This window comes from Azospirillum sp. UENF 112521 (assembly GCF_058780665.1).
The window spans coordinates 660,934-680,522 of sequence record NZ_JBSNCI010000005.1 but is presented as its reverse complement, the minus strand read 5'-3'; the positions used below and the strand labels follow the sequence as shown (position 1 = coordinate 680,522).

General features: G+C 67.4%; 16 protein-coding genes. 6 read left to right on the top strand and 10 right to left on the bottom strand.

All coding sequences use genetic code 11. The features are described from left to right. Window positions 1–64: 64 nt before the first annotated feature. Window positions 65–1,228, bottom strand: a complete 1,164-nt coding sequence (locus ACWPN8_RS27955) for an aminotransferase (protein ID WP_109450950.1) — start codon at window positions 1,226–1,228, stop codon at window positions 65–67. A 193-nt stretch (window positions 1,229–1,421) separates the two neighbouring features. Here ACWPN8_RS27955 and ACWPN8_RS27950 point away from each other — a divergent pair, with 193 nt between their 5' ends. Then, window positions 1,422–2,453, top strand: a complete 1,032-nt coding sequence (locus tag ACWPN8_RS27950; RefSeq protein WP_109450949.1) for a purine-nucleoside phosphorylase — start codon at window positions 1,422–1,424, stop codon at window positions 2,451–2,453. A gap of 55 nt (window positions 2,454–2,508) precedes the next feature. On the opposite strand, the gene ACWPN8_RS27945 is transcribed toward ACWPN8_RS27950, so the two are convergent. The 4 genes from ACWPN8_RS27945 to ACWPN8_RS27930 form a co-directional block, all read right to left on the bottom strand. After that, window positions 2,509–2,799 (bottom strand): hypothetical protein, encoded by a 291-nt coding sequence (locus ACWPN8_RS27945; RefSeq protein WP_174469996.1) that lies wholly within the window; start codon window positions 2,797–2,799, stop codon window positions 2,509–2,511. Window positions 2,800–2,942: 143 nt separating this feature from the next. Further along, the gene (locus ACWPN8_RS27940) at window positions 2,943–3,422 is read right to left on the bottom strand and encodes a hypothetical protein (protein ID WP_492243117.1); all 480 of its coding nucleotides are present in this window, start codon (window positions 3,420–3,422) and stop codon (window positions 2,943–2,945) included. Between the two features lie 117 nt (window positions 3,423–3,539). Then, window positions 3,540–5,315: an SLC13 family permease gene (locus ACWPN8_RS27935; protein ID WP_109450944.1), complete on the bottom strand. Its 1,776-nt coding sequence runs from the start codon at window positions 5,313–5,315 to the stop codon at window positions 3,540–3,542. Between the two features lie 70 nt (window positions 5,316–5,385). Then, window positions 5,386–7,410 (bottom strand): AsmA family protein, encoded by a 2,025-nt coding sequence (locus ACWPN8_RS27930; RefSeq protein WP_492243116.1) that lies wholly within the window; start codon window positions 7,408–7,410, stop codon window positions 5,386–5,388. Window positions 7,411–7,629: 219 nt separating this feature from the next. On the opposite strand from ACWPN8_RS27930, the gene ACWPN8_RS27925 reads away from it, so the two are divergent. From ACWPN8_RS27925 to ACWPN8_RS27915, 3 genes are read left to right on the top strand one after another with little or no spacing between them, the layout of a single operon-like run. Then, window positions 7,630–8,733: a hypothetical protein gene (locus ACWPN8_RS27925; RefSeq protein WP_109450940.1), complete on the top strand. Its 1,104-nt coding sequence runs from the start codon at window positions 7,630–7,632 to the stop codon at window positions 8,731–8,733. A gap of 2 nt (window positions 8,734–8,735) precedes the next feature. Further along, on the top strand, window positions 8,736–10,049 hold the full coding sequence (locus ACWPN8_RS27920) for a hypothetical protein (protein ID WP_492243115.1): 1,314 nt from the start codon (window positions 8,736–8,738) through the stop codon (window positions 10,047–10,049). Between the two features lie 49 nt (window positions 10,050–10,098). Then, window positions 10,099–10,473 (top strand): hypothetical protein, encoded by a 375-nt coding sequence (locus ACWPN8_RS27915; RefSeq protein WP_109450935.1) that lies wholly within the window; start codon window positions 10,099–10,101, stop codon window positions 10,471–10,473. Between the two features lie 9 nt (window positions 10,474–10,482). Here the strand turns inward: ACWPN8_RS27915 and ACWPN8_RS27910 are convergent, their stop codons facing one another. Next, complete coding sequence (locus ACWPN8_RS27910) at window positions 10,483–11,385, bottom strand: DMT family transporter (RefSeq protein ID WP_492243114.1); 903 nt, start codon at window positions 11,383–11,385, stop codon at window positions 10,483–10,485. A gap of 614 nt (window positions 11,386–11,999) precedes the next feature. On the opposite strand from ACWPN8_RS27910, the gene ACWPN8_RS27905 reads away from it, so the two are divergent. Beyond that, window positions 12,000–13,631 carry a methyl-accepting chemotaxis protein gene (locus ACWPN8_RS27905; RefSeq protein WP_492243113.1) on the top strand — a complete coding sequence of 544 codons (1,632 nt, stop codon included), beginning with the start codon at window positions 12,000–12,002 and terminating at the stop codon, window positions 13,629–13,631. Window positions 13,632–13,711: 80 nt separating this feature from the next. Here ACWPN8_RS27905 and ACWPN8_RS27900 read toward each other — a convergent pair whose 3' ends face one another. Continuing rightward, on the bottom strand, window positions 13,712–14,179 hold the full coding sequence (locus tag ACWPN8_RS27900; protein WP_109453195.1) for an Lrp/AsnC family transcriptional regulator: 468 nt from the start codon (window positions 14,177–14,179) through the stop codon (window positions 13,712–13,714). Between the two features lie 135 nt (window positions 14,180–14,314). Here ACWPN8_RS27900 and ACWPN8_RS27895 point away from each other — a divergent pair, with 135 nt between their 5' ends. Then, complete coding sequence (locus ACWPN8_RS27895; protein WP_492243112.1) at window positions 14,315–15,355, top strand: zinc-dependent alcohol dehydrogenase family protein; 1,041 nt, start codon at window positions 14,315–14,317, stop codon at window positions 15,353–15,355. A 45-nt stretch (window positions 15,356–15,400) separates the two neighbouring features. Here ACWPN8_RS27895 and ACWPN8_RS27890 read toward each other — a convergent pair whose 3' ends face one another. From ACWPN8_RS27890 to ACWPN8_RS27880, 3 genes are all read right to left on the bottom strand, one after another. Next, complete coding sequence (locus ACWPN8_RS27890; protein ID WP_492243111.1) at window positions 15,401–16,603, bottom strand: CaiB/BaiF CoA transferase family protein; 1,203 nt, start codon at window positions 16,601–16,603, stop codon at window positions 15,401–15,403. Window positions 16,604–16,691: 88 nt separating this feature from the next. Beyond that, the gene (gene gabT / locus ACWPN8_RS27885; RefSeq protein WP_492243110.1) at window positions 16,692–17,981 is read right to left on the bottom strand and encodes a 4-aminobutyrate--2-oxoglutarate transaminase; all 1,290 of its coding nucleotides are present in this window, start codon (window positions 17,979–17,981) and stop codon (window positions 16,692–16,694) included. A 23-nt stretch (window positions 17,982–18,004) separates the two neighbouring features. After that, window positions 18,005–19,465, bottom strand: a complete 1,461-nt coding sequence (locus ACWPN8_RS27880; protein WP_199237842.1) for an NAD-dependent succinate-semialdehyde dehydrogenase — start codon at window positions 19,463–19,465, stop codon at window positions 18,005–18,007. Window positions 19,466–19,589 lie beyond the last annotated feature (124 nt).

The window sequence follows — 19,589 nt, the reverse complement described above, 5'->3', positions numbered from 1 at the left end:
AATTTGTTAAGACTTGTCAAATATCCTGACTGTTTGTCCACCTACCAATTGTGCCCGTGGATTTCTATTTTGACACGAAGCGGTGCCGCAGCCGGTCGATGGCGGTGTCGAGCACTTCATCCTTCTTTGAGAAGCAGAAGCGCACGACGTTGGTCGGCGCGTTTTCCACGAAGAAGGCGCTGACGGGGATGGCGGCGACCTTCGCCTCCGCCACCAGCCAGCGGCAGAAGGCCTGGTCGTCGCCGTCGAAGCCGAAACGCGAGATGTCGGCGGCGACGAAATAGGTGCCGGCGCTGGGCAACACCTCGAACCCTACCGAGGCGAGGCCTGCCGACAGCCGGTCGCGCTTGGCCTGGAGACCGGCGGCGAGCCCGGTGAAATAGGCCTCCTCCTTGCCCAGCCCGTAGGCGACGGCGGTCTGGAGATTCGGCGGGGTGGTGAAGGTCAGGAACTGGTGCGCCTTGGCGACCGGCTGCAACAGGTGGGGGGCGGCGGTGACGTAGCCGACCTTCCAGCCGGTCAGCGAGAAGGTCTTGCCGGCCGACCCGATCTTCAGGCAGCGGTCGCGCATGCCCGGCAGGCTCATCAGCGGGATGTGGCGGCGGCCGTCGAAGACGATGTGCTCATAGACCTCGTCGCAGACCGCCAGAGCGTCGTGGCGCTGCACGAACTCGGCGATCAGCTCCAACTCGGCGCGGTCGAAGACCTTGGCGGCGGGGTTCAGCGGATCGTTGATCAGCACCAGCTTGGTGCGGGGAGAGAAGGCGGCCTCCAGGTCGGCGCGGCTGAAGCTCCAGTCCGGCGCCTTCAGCGAGACGAAGCGCGGCACGCCGCCGGCCAGCCGGACGATGGGCAGGTAGCTGTCGTACATCGGCTGGAACAGCACCACCTCGTCGCCCGGATTGATCAGGCCGAGCAGGCAGGCGGTCAGCGCCTCGGTCGCGCCGGACGTGACCATCGTCTCGGTCTTCCAGTCGACGTCGAGCCCGTAGAAGCGGCCGGCGTGGGCGGCCAGCGCCTGACGCAGGTCGGGCGTGCCCATCATCGACGGGTACTGGTTCCACCCGGTCAGCAGCGCATCGGCCGCGGCTTGCAGCACGTCGGCCGGCCCGCGGTCGTCGGGGAATCCCTGGCCCAGATTGATCGCGCCATGCTCCTCCGACAGGCGGGACATGACCTCGAAAATGGTGGTGCCATAGCTGGACAGCAGCGCGTTGCCCGACTTCACCGCAAAACCTCCTCATGCGAACGGACGCACAAGATGGCCGCTGCGGGGCAATGCTGTCCAGTGCCCGCTTCCGCAGGGCTGACGGTTGCGGGTTGATCACGGAATCGTTCGGACTCCCACCGAGCGATGGAGACGGCCATGGTATGGCTGTTGCATACTCAGGTAAGTTTCCGTCCCAAGGAGTGAAATTCCGATGTCGTTTTCTTCCCGCTGCCGCGGTGCCGCCCTGTCGGCTTTGGTCCCGGCCCTGGTCCTGTTCGGGCTGGCCGCTTCCGCGCAGGCTGCGGAACCGATCAAGGTCAAGGTGTTCGTCGGCTCGATGTTCGAGATCGGCAAGAACACCGGCGACCGCGCCGGCGAGTTCCAGCACTGGTACGAGCGCTATTGGCAGACGGCCGAGCCGATCACGGTGAAGGGCGCGTTGAACCCGGTCTACTGCAACGCCGACGGCGTCTGCGGATCGGTGCTGGGCATGGGCAAGGTCAGCTCGTCGGCCTCGATGCAGGCGATCCTGCTGAACCCGCAGCTCGACCTGTCGCAAGCCTATTTCATGGTCACCGGCGTGGCCGGCACCCCGCCGTCGCGCGGCACCATCGGCGAAGTGAGCTGGGCGACCTGGGTGGTCGACTATGACCTCGGCCACCGCTGGGCGCCGGAGGAGAACAAGGCGGGCGAGCCGACCTTCATGCCGCGCAAGGGCTACGAGGCGGTGCGGCTGTTCCCGATGAATCCGGCGCTGGTGTCCTGGGCGATGCGCCTGACCGCCGACACGCCGCTGAAGGACAGCGACGCCGCCCGCGCCTACCGCAAGCGTTATCCGCAGGAAGCGGCGCAGCGTGCTCCTTTTGTGGGCACCGGCACCCACATGACGGGCGACACCTTCTTCCACGGCCCCGGCATGTCGGCCCAGGCGCAGTACATCGCCAAGCTCTATGGCGCCGACGACTACGTCATCACCGAGATGGAGGCGGCGGCGATCACGCTGGTCATCAAGCGGCTGCAAGGCTCCGACCGGGTGATGAGCCTGCGCGGCGCGGTCAATTTCGACCAGGGCAACCCGAACGAGACCACGCTCCAGCACCTCGACCCGAAGCCGGGCGAGACCGCCGGCGGCTTCGCCGAGACGGTGGAGAATGTGGAACTGGTCGGGTCGCGGATGGTCGACCACATCGTCGGTCATTGGGACCAGTGGAAGGACGGCGTTCCGGCCCTGCCCGCTCCCTGACGGCATTGCCGGCGCCTGCCGGGGGGCAAGCGCCCGCCCGGCAGGCGCCGGCGGCCTACTCGCCGTAGATCTTGCGCAGGCGGCGGTTGCGCAACTTCAGCCGGATGCGTTCGACCGGGCTGAAGATGCGGGGGTAGCGGCGCTTGCCCCGCACGAACAGACGGCGGGCGTCGGCGGAGTTGCGCAGCACCAGCACGCCGCCGAGCAGCATCACCGGCAGGCCGCCGGGACCGGGCAGGGGGGCGATCAGCAGGCCAAGCAGGATGATCGTGCATCCGGCGCCGATCAGGGCCAGCTGTCGCACGCGCGCGAAAGACAGCGTCTGGGCGGTATCGGGAGGACTCATCTGCGGTTCGACAGGCTCCAAGCTTTGCGGTCGTCCGCATATGGGCCTGGGGGAGCGGCTCGAAAAGGCCCCCCTCCCCTTTGCAGGTGTGGGAGCGCGTCTTCTCCCGCCCCGGAAAGGGGCTGGACTCAATGCCCCGATTTTCAATGCAGCGTGCGCGTCGGCTCCACCGTCGCGGCGCGCAGGCGGGCCGGGTCCAGGCGGCTGAGGGCGGCGTCGCGTTCGGCGGGCTTGGGTTCCCAGCCGAATTCGCGGATCAGCTGGTCGCGGGCGGCGACGGCGCGGCGGGACAGGTGGGCGCAGCCGTCCGGCGAGGCACTCCGGCTCGGCGGCGGGCAACGGCGGTCGGCGCAGCTTTCCAGCATCAGGCGGATCATCCGCTCGCGCTTGGCGGCGTCGACATAGCCCATCTGGTCGAAATAGAGCTTGGTGAAGGCCAGTTCGGTGACGCGGGCCTGGGCCTTGCGGTCGCCGACGATCACCGCCGCCACCATCTCCACGCAACGGCCGGCGAAATGCGGCAGCGGTGCTGTGCCGTCGTCGGCACGGTCGAGCAGGCGGCTCGGCAGATCGACCAGCCGGCCGGTCACGTCCTTCACCAGATAGCGGCGCCACACCGACATTCCCGCCTCCCGTCAGGCTTCAGCCCCCGACGGGAAGCCTACACCAGACGGAGGGAACACGGAACCTGTCATGAACACACGATCCCGTGAACGGACGTGTTCCGGCGCGCCTGCCCCTCAGCGCGGCACCAGCGGCCAGAAGATCGCGATGGCCGTCGTGCCGAACACCACCACCATGATCGACAGCGGCAGGCCGAGCCGCCAGTAATCGCCGAAGCGGTAGCCGCCGGGGCCCATCACCAGCGTGTTGCACTGGTGGCCGATGGGGGTGAGGAAATCGCAGCCCGCCCCGATCGCCACCGCCATCAGGAAGGCGTCCGGCCGCAGCCCGAGATGGGTGGCGAGGCTGGCGCCGATGGGCGCCATCACCAGCACCGTCGCGGCGTTGTTCAGGAAGGGCGTCACCGCCATCGCCGCCACCATGATCATCGCCAGCGCCCCCACCGGCGGCAGGCCCTGCGACAGGTCCGACAGGAAACCGGCGATCAGCTCGGTGCCGCCGGTGGTGCGCAGCGTCTCGCTGACCGGGATCAGGGAGCCCAGAAGCACCAGGATCGGCCATTCGATGGCCTCGTAGGCATCGCGCAGGCTGACCACCTTCAGGGCGGTCATCGCCACCGCCGCCCCGAAGAAGGCGATGGCGACCGGCACCAGCCCGGTGGCGACCAGCGTGACGGTCAGCCCCAGCACCGCCACCGCCACGGCGCGCTTCGGCGTGCGGCCGATGGCGAGGTTGCGCTCGGCCAGCGGCAGGCAGCCCAGCTCGGCCAGCGTGTCGGAGACGGCGGCCTGCCGGCATTGCAGCACCACCAGATCGCCCGATTGCAGGCGGATGCGGCGCAGCCGCTGACGGATCGGCCGGCCGCGCCGGCTGAGCGCCACCAGGTTGGCGCCGAACCGCTCGCGCAGGTTCACCTCCTCGATGCTGTGGCCGATCATGGCGGAGCGCTGCTCCACCACCGCCTCGACCACGGCGACGTCGTCCTCGTCCTCCACCCCCTCCTGGCCCTTGTCGTGCATCATCCGGAGGCCGGCGCGCTTGACCAGATCGCCCAGCGCCGTGGTGTCGCCCTCCAGCACCAGGATGTCGTCGGCGAACAGCACCCAATGGCCCGACGGGACATAGCGGCGGTAATTCTCGCGCACGATGGCGGCGACGGTCACCTCGCTCTCGCCGAAGGACTCCAGCTCCTCCACCGTGCGGCCGACGAACTGCGATCCGGCGGGCAGCAGCGCCTCCGCCGTGTAGTCGTCGATGTTGAAGGCCGGGCCGGCCCCCGCCGCCCGCCCCTTCGGCAGCAGCCGGTAGCCGACCGTCAGGAAGGCAACGCCGACCACCGCGATCACCAGCCCCACGGGCGTGAAATCGAACATGTGGAAGGGCTCGCCCGTCATCTCCGCCCGCACCCGCGACACGATGATGTTGGGCGAGGTGCCGACCAGCGTCATCAACCCGCCCAGCAGCGAGCCGAAGGCCATCGGCATCAGCAGCAGCGACACCGGCGTGCCGCTCCGCCGCGCGACCTGCAGGGCGATGGGCATGAAGATGGCCAGCGCGCCGATGTTCTTGACGATGGCCGACAGCAGCGTCACCGCCCCGGCCAGGACCGCCACCTGGGTCCAGACGCCGGTCATCCGCGCGGTCAGCGGGCGCATCGCCGCCTCCACCACGCCGGAGCGGCCGACGGCGGCGCTGACCACCAGGGCCGAGCCGACGATGATGACGATGTCGTCGGAAAAGCCCTGGAACGCCTCCTTCGCCGGCACGATCCCGGCGGCGACCGAGGCCAGCAGGGCGATCATCCCGACAAGGTCGTAGCGCAGCCGGTCCCAGATCAGCAGCGCGATCACCGCGCCGATGATCCCGAACGATAACATCTGGTCGATGGTCATTGGGAAAGGCAGCGTCCTTATCCTGTGATCCGATGCCGGATCGGACAGGGGAACGCGGATCTGCGTCCGGTCAGCGCGCCGAACCCGACGCCTTTCCGTCCCCGCGGCCATTGCCCGACTTGCCTGAAGCCGCCGCCCCCTTGTCGGGGGACCGGGCATCCTGCACCAGCCGGCCGCACTGTGGCTGTTCCTCACTGCCCGGGTCAAGGAAGGGCAGCACGCCGGCCAGCGGGGTCAGCAGCACGCCCAACGCCACCGCCGCAGCCCCCCGCGCCGCCAACTCGGTGGGATCGACGCCGATGTCCGGGTTGCCCAGCGTGCCGCCGACCAGCACCGGGACATGGGTGGCGAAGACCTGCGGCGACTTCGAATCGCCGACGATGCGCAGGTCCAGCGCCTCGTTGCGCAGGCTGATCTGCCCCTTGCCGGTGACCAGCGTTTCCGGCGTGTCGAGCACCAGCGCCTCGACCTGGGCGACGCCGTTCCGCACCGACATGTTGCCGACCAGGCAGTTGAAGGGCATCGGCTTCGACCCGGAAATGACCACGCCCAGCGTTTCCAGGATGTTGGTCTTCAGCCCCTTGACCGCGAGGCTGGTGACGCGGCCGCCGTCCACCGCGACGCCGATCTTGCCGTCGGAGCTGCCCAGCAGGTCGGCCACCGTCTTGCCGGAGCCGGCAAGCTGGATGCGCCCGGCCACCGTGCCGCCGATCTGGCCGGCAAGCGAGGTCTCGCTGAAGAAGCTGGACAGCTTCATCGCGCGGATGTCCAGGTTGGTGCGCATCGCCGGCACCTTGCGGCTGCCGTCCACCTGGACCGTGCCGGCGATCCGCCCGCCGCCGATGCCCAGCGACAGCGGATCGAAATGCAAATCGCCGTTGGCCAGCCTGACCCGCATGTCCAGATCCTGGAGCGGAGCGAAGGGCGCCTCCACCCGCTTGCCGCGCAGGCGGACATCCATGTCGGTGTTGCGCAGCATCTCCACATTCACCGGGGTGGCGGGGATGACGCGGCCGTTGCCGCGGGTCGGGTAGTCGTCGCTGCCGCGCGGCGAGGCGCCGATCAGGCCGGCCATATCCAGGGCCGCCAGCCGGTTGGAGGTGAGGTCGGCCTTCACCATCGGCCGCTCCCCGTTGGTGTCGACCGACAGGTCGCCGGACAAATCGCTTTCGCCGACCTTGCCGTTCATGCCGTGGAAGGCCCACAGGCCGCCTTCGCGCGACAAATGGCCGGAAATGGAATAGGGCCGGGTCTTCGGCGTCGGAATGCCGAGGATCGGGAAGATCTCCGCCAGATCGTTGCCGCTGAGCGCCACCGACAGGTCGACGCCCTCCAGCTTCACCGGCTCCGCCACCGATCCTTCGATGCGGCCCTTGGTCTTGCCGACGGCGGCGTCGATCTTCAGCGGATAGGGCTTGGGATCGTCGCGCAGGGTGAGCAGCGAGCCGCCCTCCACCGCCAGGGTGAAGGGCTTGCCGGCGAAGTTGCCCTTGCCGTTCAGCTGCACGGTGTCGCTGTCGTTGTCGCCGGTGGCGGTGTTGATGGTGTTGTCGATGTCGATGTCGCTGGTGGGGTCGCGGTAGCGAATCCTGCCGTCGGCGATCAGCAGCCGCCCGATCACCGGAATGTCGCCGCGCTTGTCGGGGGTCACGGCCTCCTTCGCCACCTCCTTCTCCGCGTTGGGCGGGCCGAAGTTCCAGTTCGCCTCGCCCTTGCCGTTCTTCTCCAGGATCAGCTTCGGCCCCTCGACCTTCAGCTCCGGCAGTTCCCAGTTGCCGCGCAGCAGTGGCCACGGGCGCAGCGAGGCGTCCAGCGCCCTGATCTCCGCCATCGTCCTGTCCTGCGCCCACTCGGCATTGGCGACGCGCAGCCCTTCCAGATGGATGCGGATCGGGTTGCCGAGATGCACCCGCAGGTCGCCGTCGATGGCGACCTCGCGGTTCAGCGCCGCCGAGGCGCGGCGGGCGACAAAGCCGCGGGCGTCGTTCCAGTCGAACAGCAGCACCACCGCGCCGACCCCGACGACGACCAGACCGACGAGGCCCAGCAGGCCGTAGCCGATCCATTTGAACACCGATCCCGCACCCGCTTTCATCCCCCTGCCCTCCGCGCACCGTCCCTTCCCCTGACAACGGACGAGGGGGCGGAACAGCGAAGGCCGGAGGCGGGGAGTACCGCAAGAGATCCGTTCCGTCAGTCCGAAAGTCATATATTCCATTGGCGCTTGTATTGGATTTAACGCAAAATTCAGTATCGCAGTGCCGTAATCGACGACGCCCCACACCCCACCCCGCAGCCAGGGCCGCAGGACAAGATGCGTTCTCTGACCAATTTCGCCCCGTCCACCTTCGAGGAGCGCGGTGCCGCCGTGGCCTTCACCACGCCTGTGCTGGCGCAGACCCGCGTGCGCAAGGACAGCCGCGACCAGCTGGAGGTTCTGGTGCCCAACCTTTCCGAGGGGCGCGGCGTCTATGTGGTTCCCTGGAAGTCGCTGCCGCTGGCCTTCCCGATGACCGTGCATGACCGGATGCTGCACGATCTGATCGCCAAGGCCGAGGGCTGCTCGCCCGACGACATCCGCAAGGCGGTGCTGGAGGCGGCGCGCTGCGGGCTGGCCGGCGGCGGAGCCGTGGCGGCGGCGGAAGCGGCGCTGAGCGACGACGAGGACCAGCGGCTTCTCATCAACTACCAGCTGATCGTCGAAGCGTTGAAGGCGGTCGGGCTGGAATCGACGGAGATCCTGAAGGTCGGCCTGACCTCCGCCGCAGGGCAGAAGCTGACGCGCGACCTGATGATGAAGGCGGCGCAGCGCCTGGCCCTGGAACCGAAGGAACTCTACGGCCGCATCGCCGAGCTGGCGCTGATGATGGAGGCCATCGGGCTCGCCAGTTCGCCCAAGCCGGCGCGGCTGCGGCGGCTGATGCGCGATCTCCAGGGGTTCCGCGACAGCATGACCGACTGGGCGACCGACAACGTGTCGGAAGCGGCCCCCATCGGCGGCTTCTGCGCCGAGGTGGCGGAGCATACGGTCAACCACGCCCGCAACGTCATCGGCCAGTTCGATCAGGCGATGGCGTCGTTCGAGGTGCTGCTGCGCCAGTGGGAGACCAAGCGCCCGCAGATCCGCAAGGCGTCGAGCCGGCTGTCCTGGCTGCTCGACGGCTGGGAATATCTGATCCTGCTGTGGAACGACGCGCTGACCCAGGACCGCTACAGCCAGGACATGGCCGTCCACGACATCTTCCGCGTCATCCCCCTGCTGCCGAAGGACGAGGGCCGCGCCGAGCAGTCCGCGCTGGCGGACAAGCTGATCAACAGCCACAAGCGGTCGGTGCGCGCTTATGTCGACTGGCGCAGCGGCCAGCTCGATGTCGATCTGGTGATGCGGATCGAGACGATCAAAGGGAGAGCGGCCTGACCATGGAGATGAGGGATCTGGTCGCACTGGGCGACAAGCTTCTGGACATCGACGAGGCCAAGTTCCGCCAGATCGTCGATCTGCTGGAGCAGATGAACGACCATCCCGACATCCAGCGCACCATCGCCGTGATCCGTCCCCGGCTGGTCGAGCTGCGGCTGCACCGCCGGCCGACGCTGAAGCGGCTGTTCTGCGATCCCTTTGAAGACCTGTTCGAGGCGCTGGGCAAGGCCGACCCGGTGCCGCTGAGCGTGATCGAACGGTCGCTGATGAACAGCCTGTGGCCGCTGGTGGAGGCCGAGGTCGGCAAGGAGCGCATGCGCGCCTTCCGCCCCGCCCTACAGAACGGGCCGGATCGCAAGGCGCTGACCGAAGCCTTCTGGGGCGAATGCGCCGCAGCGGTGTCGAAGATCGCCGAGGGGGCGGTGGCCGGGCATTTCAGCGAAGCGCTCGACCTGCGGATGAACCCCAGCCGGACACGGGCGCTCGCGGACATCGCCATCCTCCTGTCCATCGCGCCCGAGATCATGGAGCTGAAGGCGGCGCTGTCGCCCAAGCCGGTGCCAAAGCTCCACGGCGACCATATCGAGGCGATCCAGACCATCGGCCGCCGGCTGTCCCGCGCCAGACCGGCGTCGCTGCGGATCTTCATCCTGCTCGCCGCCTCGCGCCTGACCGATCCGTCGGTGCTGCTCAGCGGGCTGTGGGACATGGATCTGGGGCAGAAGTCGGCCGACCGCGCCACCCTGTTCATGCAGCTGAGCGGCACCGTCGTCGCCCAGATCGAGGACCGCTCGCGCAGCTGGCAGGACAGCCCGGCCAATGACCGCATGGCGGTGGCCGATCTGGCCCTCGACCTCGTCGCCAGCCTGGACGCCACGCGGTCGGCGATGGAGCACAGCCGGAACAAGGAGTTCGACCAGCGGCTGAAGCAGGTGCGCAGCTCCGTCCATGCCATGGTGAAGACCCAGGTGCTGCAGGATGCCGACGCCGGCATCGTCGCCGCCATCGGCGCACTCGACAACAGCGCCATCGGCGCCAGCGAGGGGCGTGCCCAGCTGGCCCAGGCCGAGAACCACGCCCGTGCGCTGCGCAAATGCGCGACCATCGCCGACACGCTGGGGCTGCGCGGCGAGCTGCGGGAGATGACGCAGAAGACCACCGCCTCGCTGACGGAAAAGGCGCAGCAGGCGCTGGCCGGACCGGCCGGAAGCACCCGCACCGGCTACACCGCCATCCGCATGATCGAACTGATTGCCGGACCGGCCGAAGCGAATAAGATCATGGACGAGATCATGAGCGGTGGCCGGCGGTGAGCGTGCTGTATTGAGTGGGCCGGCGCCTTGCGGTGCGGAGGATGGGGCGATGGGATCGGGATACACCGGGTGGGAACTGCCGGCGGACGAACGCGGGCGCCTGCTGGCCCTGGTTCCGCCCCGCTATGAAAGGCTGGTCGGCGACCATGTGACGCTGAGCTTCGGCGTCGGCCCGCAGGAGCCGCTGCCCGCCGCCACCGAGGCCGACGTGATCGGCTATGCCGACGACGGCGAGGGGGTGCAGGCTCTGGTCGTCGCCGTCGACGGCGCCAGCGACCGGCCGGACGGCTCGACCTACCACATCACCTGGTCGCTGGCGGACGGGCGGCGCCCGGTGGAATCCAACGACGTCATCCGCGACTATGGCTGGCGTCCGGTGGACCCGGTGACGGTCAGGCTGGTGCCGCGCTATTTCGCGCTGTAAGCCGGAACCTTACGGCACTTCCGTCACCCCCTCTGCCGCGACGCCTCGTTTCACGCGCTGTTCGCGGTAGACGATGAACAGGCCGCTGCCGATGATCAGCGCCGCCCCCACCCCCATGCGTGCCGTGGGGGCCGTGCCCCAGACGGCGAGGTCGAGGATCACCGCCCACAGGATCGACACATACTGGAACGGCACCACCACCGCGGCGGGGCTGAGCTGCAGCGAGCGGTTCATCATGGCGTGGCCGGCCAGCGCGGTGACGCCCAGCAGCCCCAGCAGGATGAAGCCGAGCCAGCCCGGCGCCTCCCAGGTCCAGGGCAGCGTCACCCCGCCGATCAGCAGACCGCCGACCATCTGGTTGGCGACCAGCGTCAGGCTGGAGGCGGAGCGCAGGACGCGGGTGGAGATCACGCCGCTTGAGAAGATGAAGGCGCCGATCAGCGCCACCAGCGACGGCCACAGGTCGAAACGGCCGGTCGGGTTCAGCACGATGACGACGCCGATGAAGCCGACCAGCACCGCCACCCAGCGGCGCCACCCGACGCTTTCCCGCAGGACCAGCACCGACAGCGCGGTGACGATCAGCGGCGCCGACATGTAGATGGTCATCACGTCGGCCAGCGGCAGATAACCGACCGCCCAGTAGAAGCAGGCGACATCCACCGTCATCAGAGCCACACGCAGGATGTGCAGCGGCAGCCGGTCGACCGCGAAGACCGCGGCGATGCCCTCGCGCCAGATCATCGGCGCCAGCACCGCCAGCCCGAACAGGCTGCGCACCGCCAGCAGCATGGCGACCGGATGGTCGGCCACCAGCCATTTGCCGAGCGCGTCGTTCAGCGTGAAGAGCGTCATCCCGCCCAGCATCATCAGGATGCCGGCACGGGTGTCGGTCGCGGGGGCCGCGGTCATGGAAGGGGTCCGGGAGTTGGTTGACGGCAGGGTCCGCGGGAGCAGGCCGGAGACCTGCGCGGGCAGCGATATTGCTGGAATGGCGGACGAACGCAACCCCCGCCCGGCGGACAGGAGCGATGCCGAATGGGCACTGGCGCGTGCCGGCCGGCGCCGATGCGCCCGGGGCAATACGAGGCACCGTCTTTCACCGCGTCCGGAGCCTGACCGCGGAGATCGCTTCATGACCACACCAAGTTTTCGCCGCTGCGGAACAAAATCTCCGTTCTGAGAAATCATCTTCTGAAACCATAAAATATTTAATTGCGGGGCTAAGCGCTTTGTTGCCAATTCTAGAAAAATGAACCGACATTCATTCGGATGTAGCAGACATTGACAAAATAAATCGGTGTAAATCCGAATATAAGTTTTTAACATTTCATTAATTTTTTTCTCCAGAATACTTTGTGGGATCTTCCAATAGAAATACTAGACCCAGTTTTTTCTTCTATGCCTGCCATCATAAGATGCAAACCCTCAACGCACTCCGGGCGTATGGATTGGGAGAGAACGAGACAATGTTCAGCCTTGCAAACCTGTCGATTGCCAAGAAAATTTCCGGCGCATTTGCATCTATGGTTGCAATCGCCTTGGCCGTCGCCTTTTCCAGCTATTCGAAGCTTTCGTTCATCGAGACATCGAGCGGTTGGACGACCCACACCTATGAGGTGCTCGAAGAGGTCAACAGGATCCTGGGATCGGTGGTGAATCAGGAGACCGGTGTCCGTGGTTATCTGATCGCCGGCGACGACAAGTTCCTGGAGCCGTACCGCGAGGGCCAGCGCCACTATGCGGAATCCCTTGCCAAAGCGAAGCAACTGACGGCGGACAACCCGACGCAGCAGATCCGCTTCGCCGATGTCGACCGCTTCTATCGGACGTGGCTGGCCACGGTCGCCGAGAAAGAGATCGAACTGATGGCCAAGCCTGAAACCCGCGAGCAGGCGCGCGCGCTGGAAGCCTCCGGCGCCGGGAAATCAGCGATCGATGGGCTGCGCGGCAAAATCGCGGAGATCGACAAGATGGAGCGCGATCTGCTCGGCAAGCGCGCGGCCGATCAGGCCATTGCCTTCTCGACCTCCTACACCGTCAACCTCGTCGGCGGCGGAGCCATGATCATCCTCGCGATCGCGGCCGGCATCCTGCTGTCGCGCGGCATCGCCACTCCGATCCGCGGCATGACTGCCGTCATGGGGCGGCTTGCGGCCGGCGACAACGGCGTGCAGATCGAAGGGCAGGAGCGTCGCGACGAGATCGGCGCCATGGCGAAGGCCGTCGAGGTGTTCAAGCGGAACGCCATCGAGAACGCCCGCCTGGAAGCCGAGCAGGAGCAATCGAAGGCGAAGGCGGAGGCCGACCGCAAGGCGTCGATGGCGTCGCTGGCCCGGAGTTTCGAGGCCAGCGTCAAGGGGGTGGTGGAAAGCGTCGCCACGGCATCGGGCAACATGCAGTCGGTCGCCACGACGATGGTCGGTACGGCCGAGCAGACCAGCCATCAGGCCAGCGCCTCGGCCGCCGCCGCCGAACAGACCTCCGCCAACGTCCAGACCGTCGCCGCCGCCACCGAGGAGATGTCGGCATCGCTGCTTGAAATCTCCAAGCAGGTCAGCACGTCGTCGCAGATCTCCGCCCAGGCGGTCAAGGATGCGGAGCGGACCAACGACACCGTCGCCGGTCTGGCGAACGCCGCGCAGAAGATCGGCGAAGTGGTGAACCTGATCCAGAGCATCGCCGGCCAGACCAATCTGCTGGCGCTGAACGCCACCATCGAGGCGGCACGGGCGGGCGATGCCGGCAAGGGGTTCGCGGTGGTCGCCTCGGAGGTGAAGAACCTCGCCACCCAGACCGCCCGCGCCACCGACGAGATCGCAGCACAGATCGCCACGATGCAGGCGGTGACCAGCGAAGCCGTCGATGCCATCAAGGGGATCGGCGCAACGATCACGCAGATGAGCGGGATCGCCACCGCGATCGCCTCGGCGGTAGAGGAGCAGAACGCGGCGACCGGGGAAATCTCGCGCAACGTGACCCAGGCGGCTTCCGGCACCATGGAGGTCTCCACCAACGTCATCGAGGTGCAGAAAGCCGCCAGCCTCAGCGGCAGCATGGCGGGCCAGGTGCTGGACGCCGCCGGAGAGCTGTCGCGCGAAGCCAGGACGCTCAGTTCCGCGGTCGACGAGTTCCTCCGGGGTGTCCGCGCGGCCTGATGCCGCGTTCCTTCACGAAAGCGCCGCCCCGGCATCGTACAGGATCGGAGATCGCGCAAAGGCATGGCGCGATCTCCGCCCTACCCGATGACAGGCAGCCTGTTCGTCGCCTTCATCTCCCGCAGCGACAGGTTCGAGCGGATGCTGGCCACCCCCGGCAGCTTTCGCAGAACCCGGTCGACGAACCCGCTGTAATCGTCGAGATCGCGCGCGACGACCACCAGCAGGAAATCCGCCTCTCCGGTGGTGTTGTGGCAGCTCAGAACCGAGGGGCAGCCCTGGATGATCGCCTCGAAAGCCGCGGTCACGTCCTCCCCATGCTGGGTGCAGACGATCTGCACGAAGGCCATGACGCCGAAGCCGAGCTTGCGGCGGTCGAGAATCGCCTGATAGCCCTTGATCACCCCGCTTTCCTCCAGGCGCTTCTGACGCCGCCAGCAGGACGCCTCGCTGAGCGCCAGCTGTTCGGAAAGCCTGGCATTGGACAGCCGGCCATCCTGTTGCAGCCGGTCGACAATCGCGGCATCCATTTTGTCCAGCGCGTCCATGCTGAAGGACTCCTTCGCAATCAAGCCATCAGAAGAAAAATTCTTTCATATCTCCGGTCCGACCTCTCTTCAATTGAAAGCCAATTTCAGCAGGCCCGGCGTAGACTGCGGGGAGCGTCCAGACGGAGTCCCCCGATGAAAGCCGTGGTCTACGAGGCATTTTCCGCCCCGCCGCACATCATGACCGTGCCCGATCCGACGCCGGAGCCGCATGGCGTCGTCGTCAAGGTGATGGCGACCGGCGTCTGCCGCAGCGACTGGCACGGCTGGGTCGGCCACGACACCGACATCCAGCTTCCCCATGTCCCCGGCCACGAGCTGGCCGGCATCGTCGAGGCGGTCGGCAGGGACGTGACGAAATGGAAGGTCGGGGACCGGGTGACGGTCCCGTTCGTCGGCGGCTGCGGCGCCTGTCCCGAATGTCACTCCGGCAACCATCAGGTTTGCGACCGGCAGTTCCAGCCCGGCTTCACCCATTGGGGATCCTTCGCCCAGTATGTCGGCCTGCATCAGGCGGACATCAATCTGGTGGAACTGCCGGAGAGCATGGACTTCACCACGGCGGCCAGCCTGGGCTGCCGCTTCGTCACCTCGTTCCGCGCCGTCATCGACCAGGGCAAGGCGTCAGCCGGCCAATGGGTCGCCGTCCATGGCTGCGGCGGCGTCGGCCTGTCGGCGATCATGATCGCCAATGCGGTGGGCGCCAACGTCGTCGCCGTCGACATTTCGGAGGAAAAGCTCGCCCTGGCCCGCGCGCTCGGCGCCGTCGCCACGGTGAACGCGTCGGAGGTCGCGGAAGTCGCCGAAGCGGTGATCGAGACCACCCGCGGCGGCGCCCATGTCTCGCTCGACGCGTTGGGCCATCCGACCACCTGCTTCAACTCGATCGCCAACCTGCGCAAGCGGGGCAAGCATGTGCAGGTCGGGCTGATGCTGGCCGAGAACAGCACGCCGGCCATTCCGATGAGCCGCGTCATCGCCAACGAGCTGGAAATCCTCGGCAGCCACGGCATGCAGGCCCACCGCTACGATGCGATGCTGGAGATGATGCGGTCCGGCAAGCTGGCGCTGGAGAAGCTGATCGGCCGGACGATCACGCTGGAACAGTCCATCGATGCCCTGATGACCATGGACAGTTTCGAGGGCACCGGCGTCACCGTCGTGACGGAGTTCTGACGACAAAGCCGGAAAGCTCCCGCTTTCCGGCCTCATCTCCGGCTGTCAGATCACGCCCTTCCCGCGCAGGGCGGCGATGTCGGCCTCGCCCAGCCCGAGGGCTTCGGCGAGCACCGTGTCGGTGTGCTGGCCCAGCGTCGGCGGGGCGGTGTCGTGGACCAGCGGGGTGCCGCTGTAGCGGATCGGGCTCGCCACCGTCGGCACGCTGCCCTGGGTCGGGTGCGGCAGATCCTGGTGGATGTTGCGGGCCTTGACCTGCGGATCCTCGAAGACCGCCGCCAGATCGTTGATCGGGCCGCAGGGCACGCCGACCTGCTCCAGCGCGTCCAGCCAGTCGTGGCTGTCGCGGGTACGGATCAACTCCTCCAGCAGGGCCACCAACTCCTTGCGGTTGGCGACGCGGGCCGGGTTGGTGGCGTAGCGTTCGTCCTTCGCCAGATCGGGGCGGCCGGCGACCGCGCAGAACTTGGCGAACTGGCCGTCGTTGCCGACCGCCAGGATGATGTAGCCGTCGCGGGTGGCGAAGGCCTGATAGGGCACGATATTCGGATGGGCGTTGCCGAGCCGCTGCGGCGCCTTGCCGCCGACCAGGCAGTTCATCGCCTGGTTGGCCAGCACCGCCACCTGCACGTCGAGCAGGGCCAGATCGACCTGTTGCCCCTCGCCGGTGCGGTCGCGGTGGGCAAGCGCGCCCATGATGCCGATGGTGGCGTAGAGTCCGGTGAAGATGTCAGTCACCGCGACGCCGACCTTGACCGGACCGCCGCCCGGCTCGCCGTCGGGCTGGCCGGTGATGCTCATCAGCCCGCCCATGCCCTGGATCATGAAATCGTAGCCGGCGCGGTTGCGGTACGGCCCGGTCTGGCCGAAGCCGGTGATCGAGCAATAGACCAGCCGCGGGTTGACCGCCTTCAGGCTGTCATAGTCGAGGCCGTATTTGACCAGCCCGCCGACCTTGAAATTCTCGATGACCACATCGGCCTGGGCGGCCAGCTTGCGGACAAGCTCCTGCCCTTCCGGCCGCTCGAAGTCGATGGTGATCGACCGCTTGCCGCGGTTGGTCGAGAGGAAATAGGCCGACTGGCCGCCGGCCCAGGGCGGACCCCAGGCGCGGGTATCGTCGCCGGCCCCCGGCCGTTCCACCTTGATCACGTCGGCGCCGAGATCGGCCAGCGTCTGCGCCGACCACGGCCCGGCCAGCACGCGCGACAGCTCCAGCACCCGGATGTGCGACAAGGGTCCGGCCAAGGTGTCTTCCTCCTGAATTATTTCTGGTCCCCACGTCCCTCCCGCTCCTCCACCCCAAGAGGGATAGAGGAGCGGGAGGGGGAGGTTATTACGCCGACACCAGTTCTTCCAGCGACCGCTCGATGATGTCCAGGCCTTCATCGACCAGGGCGTCCGAGGCGGTCAGTGGGACCAGGATGCGAATGACATTGGCGTAGGTGCCGCAGGACAGCAGGATCAGGCCCTTTTCCGCTGCCTTGGCGACCAGCGCCTTGGTCAGGTCGGCGGCCGGCTCCTTGGTCTCGCGGTCGGTCACCAGCTCCATGGCGACCATGGCGCCCAGGTTGCGGACATCGCCGATCACCGACAGGCTGTTGCGCTGGGCCATGGTGCGGAAGCGGCCGGCGATGCGCTCGCCGAGCTGCTCGCTGCGCTCGACCAGCTTCTCTTCCTCGATGACGTTGATGACGGCCAGTGCTGCGGTGGTCGCCAGCGGGCTGCCGGCATAGGTGCCGCCCAGGCCGCCGGGGATCGGGGCATCCATCAGCGCCGCCTTGCCGGTCAGCGCCGACAGCGGGAAGCCGCCGGCCAGGCTCTTCGCCATGGTGACGAGGTCCGGCTCGATCCCGGCATGCTCGAAGGCGAACATCTTGCCGGTGCGGGCGAAGCCGGTCTGGATCTCGTCGACGATCATGACGATGCCGTGCTTGTCGCAGACCGCGCGCAGCGACTGGAGGAAGGACGGGCTGGCGATGTTGAAGCCGCCCTCGCCCTGCACCGGCTCGATGATGATCGCGGCGACGCGGGCCGGATCGACGTCGGACTTGAACAGGGTGTCCAGCGCCTTCAGGCTCTCCGCCTCGCTGATGCCGCGGTAGGCGTTGGGGAACGGCACATGGAAGATCTCGGCCGGGAACGGACCGAAGCCGACCTTGTAGGGAACGACCTTGCCGGTCAGGCCCATGGTCAGCAGCGTGCGGCCGTGGAAGCCGCCGGAGAAGGCGACCACGCCCGGACGGCCGGTGGCGGCGCGGGCGACCTTGACGGCGTTCTCGACCGCCTCGGCGCCGGTGGTGAAGAAGGCGGTCTTCTTCGGCGTCGAGCCGGGGACCAGCGCGTTCAGCTTCTCCGCCAGCTCGACGAAGCTGTCATAGGGCGTGACCATCGCGCAGGTGTGGGTGAAGCGGTCGAGCTGGGCCTTCACCGCCTCCATCACCTTCGGGTGGCGATGGCCGGTGTTCAGCACGGCGATGCCGCCGGCGAAGTCGATGAAGCGCTTGCCCTCAATGTCCCACATCTCGGCGTTCTCGGCGCGGTCGATGTAGAAGGGCATGCCGGCGGAAATGCCGCGGGAGACGGCGGCCTCGCGACGGGCGACGAAGGACTGGTTGGTGCTCATGGTCTGTTTTCCTTTGACGACAGTCAGGCGCCGAGGCCGACGCAGAGATATTTGACTTCCATGAAATCATCGAGGCCGTACTTGGAGCCTTCGCGGCCGATGCCGGACTCCTTGACGCCGCCGAAGGGGGCCACCTCGGTCGAGATGATGCCCTCGTTGATGCCGACGATGCCGTATTCCAGCTTTTCCGCCACGCGCCAGACGCGGCCGATATCGCGGCTGTAGAAATAGGCGGCAAGCCCGAACTCGGTGTCGTTCGCCATGCGGATGGCGTCCTCTTCCGTCTCGAACTTGAACAGCGGGGCGACCGGGCCGAAGATCTCCTCGCGGGCGACGCGCATCTCGGTGGTGATGCCGGTCAGGATGGTCGGCTCGAAGAAGGTGCCGCCCAGCGCGTGGCGCTTGCCACCGAGAGCGACGGTGGCGCCCTTCTCCAGCGCATCGCCCATCAGCTCTTCGACCTTGGCGATGGCGTCGGCGTTGATCAGCGGACCCTGGGTGACGCCCGGCTCGGTGCCGTCGCCGACCTTCAGCGCCTTGACCGCCTCGGCCAGCTTGGCGGCGAAGGCGTCATAGACGCCGGCCTGGACCAGCAGGCGGTTGGCGCAGACGCAGGTCTGGCCGGCATTGCGGTACTTCGACGCCATGGCGCCCTTGACCGCCTCGTCCAGGTCGGCGTCGTCGAAGACGATGAAGGGGGCGTTGCCGCCCAGCTCCAGCGACACCTTCTTGACCGTGCTGGCGGCTTGGCGCATCAGCAGCTTGCCGACCTCGGTCGAGCCGGTGAAGCTGACCTTGCGGACGATGGGGCTGTGGGTCAGCTCGTTGCCGATGGCGGCCGGCTCGCTGCCCATGACGATGTTGAAGACGCCGGCCGGGAAACCGGCGCGCTCGGCCAGTTCGGCCAGCGCCAGGGCGGACAGCGGGGTGTCCTCGGCCGGCTTGACCACCACGGTGCAGCCGGCGGCCAGCGCCGGAGCCACCTTGCGGGTGATCATGGCGTTCGGGAAGTTCCACGGCGTGATCGCCGCGACGACGCCGATGGCCTCCTTCAGTACGACGATGCGCTTGTTGGCGGCGAAGCTTGGGATCACGTCGCCATAGGCGCGCTTGCCCTCCTCCGCGAACCACTCGATGAAGGACGCGCCATAGACGACCTCGCCGCGCGATTCGGTCAGCGGCTTGCCCTGCTCGGCGGTCATCAGCTGGGCCAGATCCTCCTGCGCCGCCAGGATCAGCTCGTACCAGCGGCGCATGATTGCCGCGCGCTCCTTGGCGGTCTTGGCCTTCCAGCCCGGCAGGGCGGCATTGGCGGCGTCGATGGCCTCGCGCGTCTCGGCGGCGCCCATGTCGGACACCTCGGCGATGACGGCGCCGGTGGCGGGGTTGGTGACCGGGAAGCTCTTCCCGGAGTCGGCCGCGCGCCACGCACCGTTCACGTAGCCCTTGGTTCGGAGAAGGCCCTGGTCGTTCAGCGACAGCATGTTCGATCCGCCCTGGATGAAGGATTTATGGAACCGGCCGGCCGCACCCGGCGAAAACTTCCTTGGCAATCAAGGATTTCCTGCGCGGGGGCCTGGACCTTGGAGAGAAGCCTACCATGTTTAA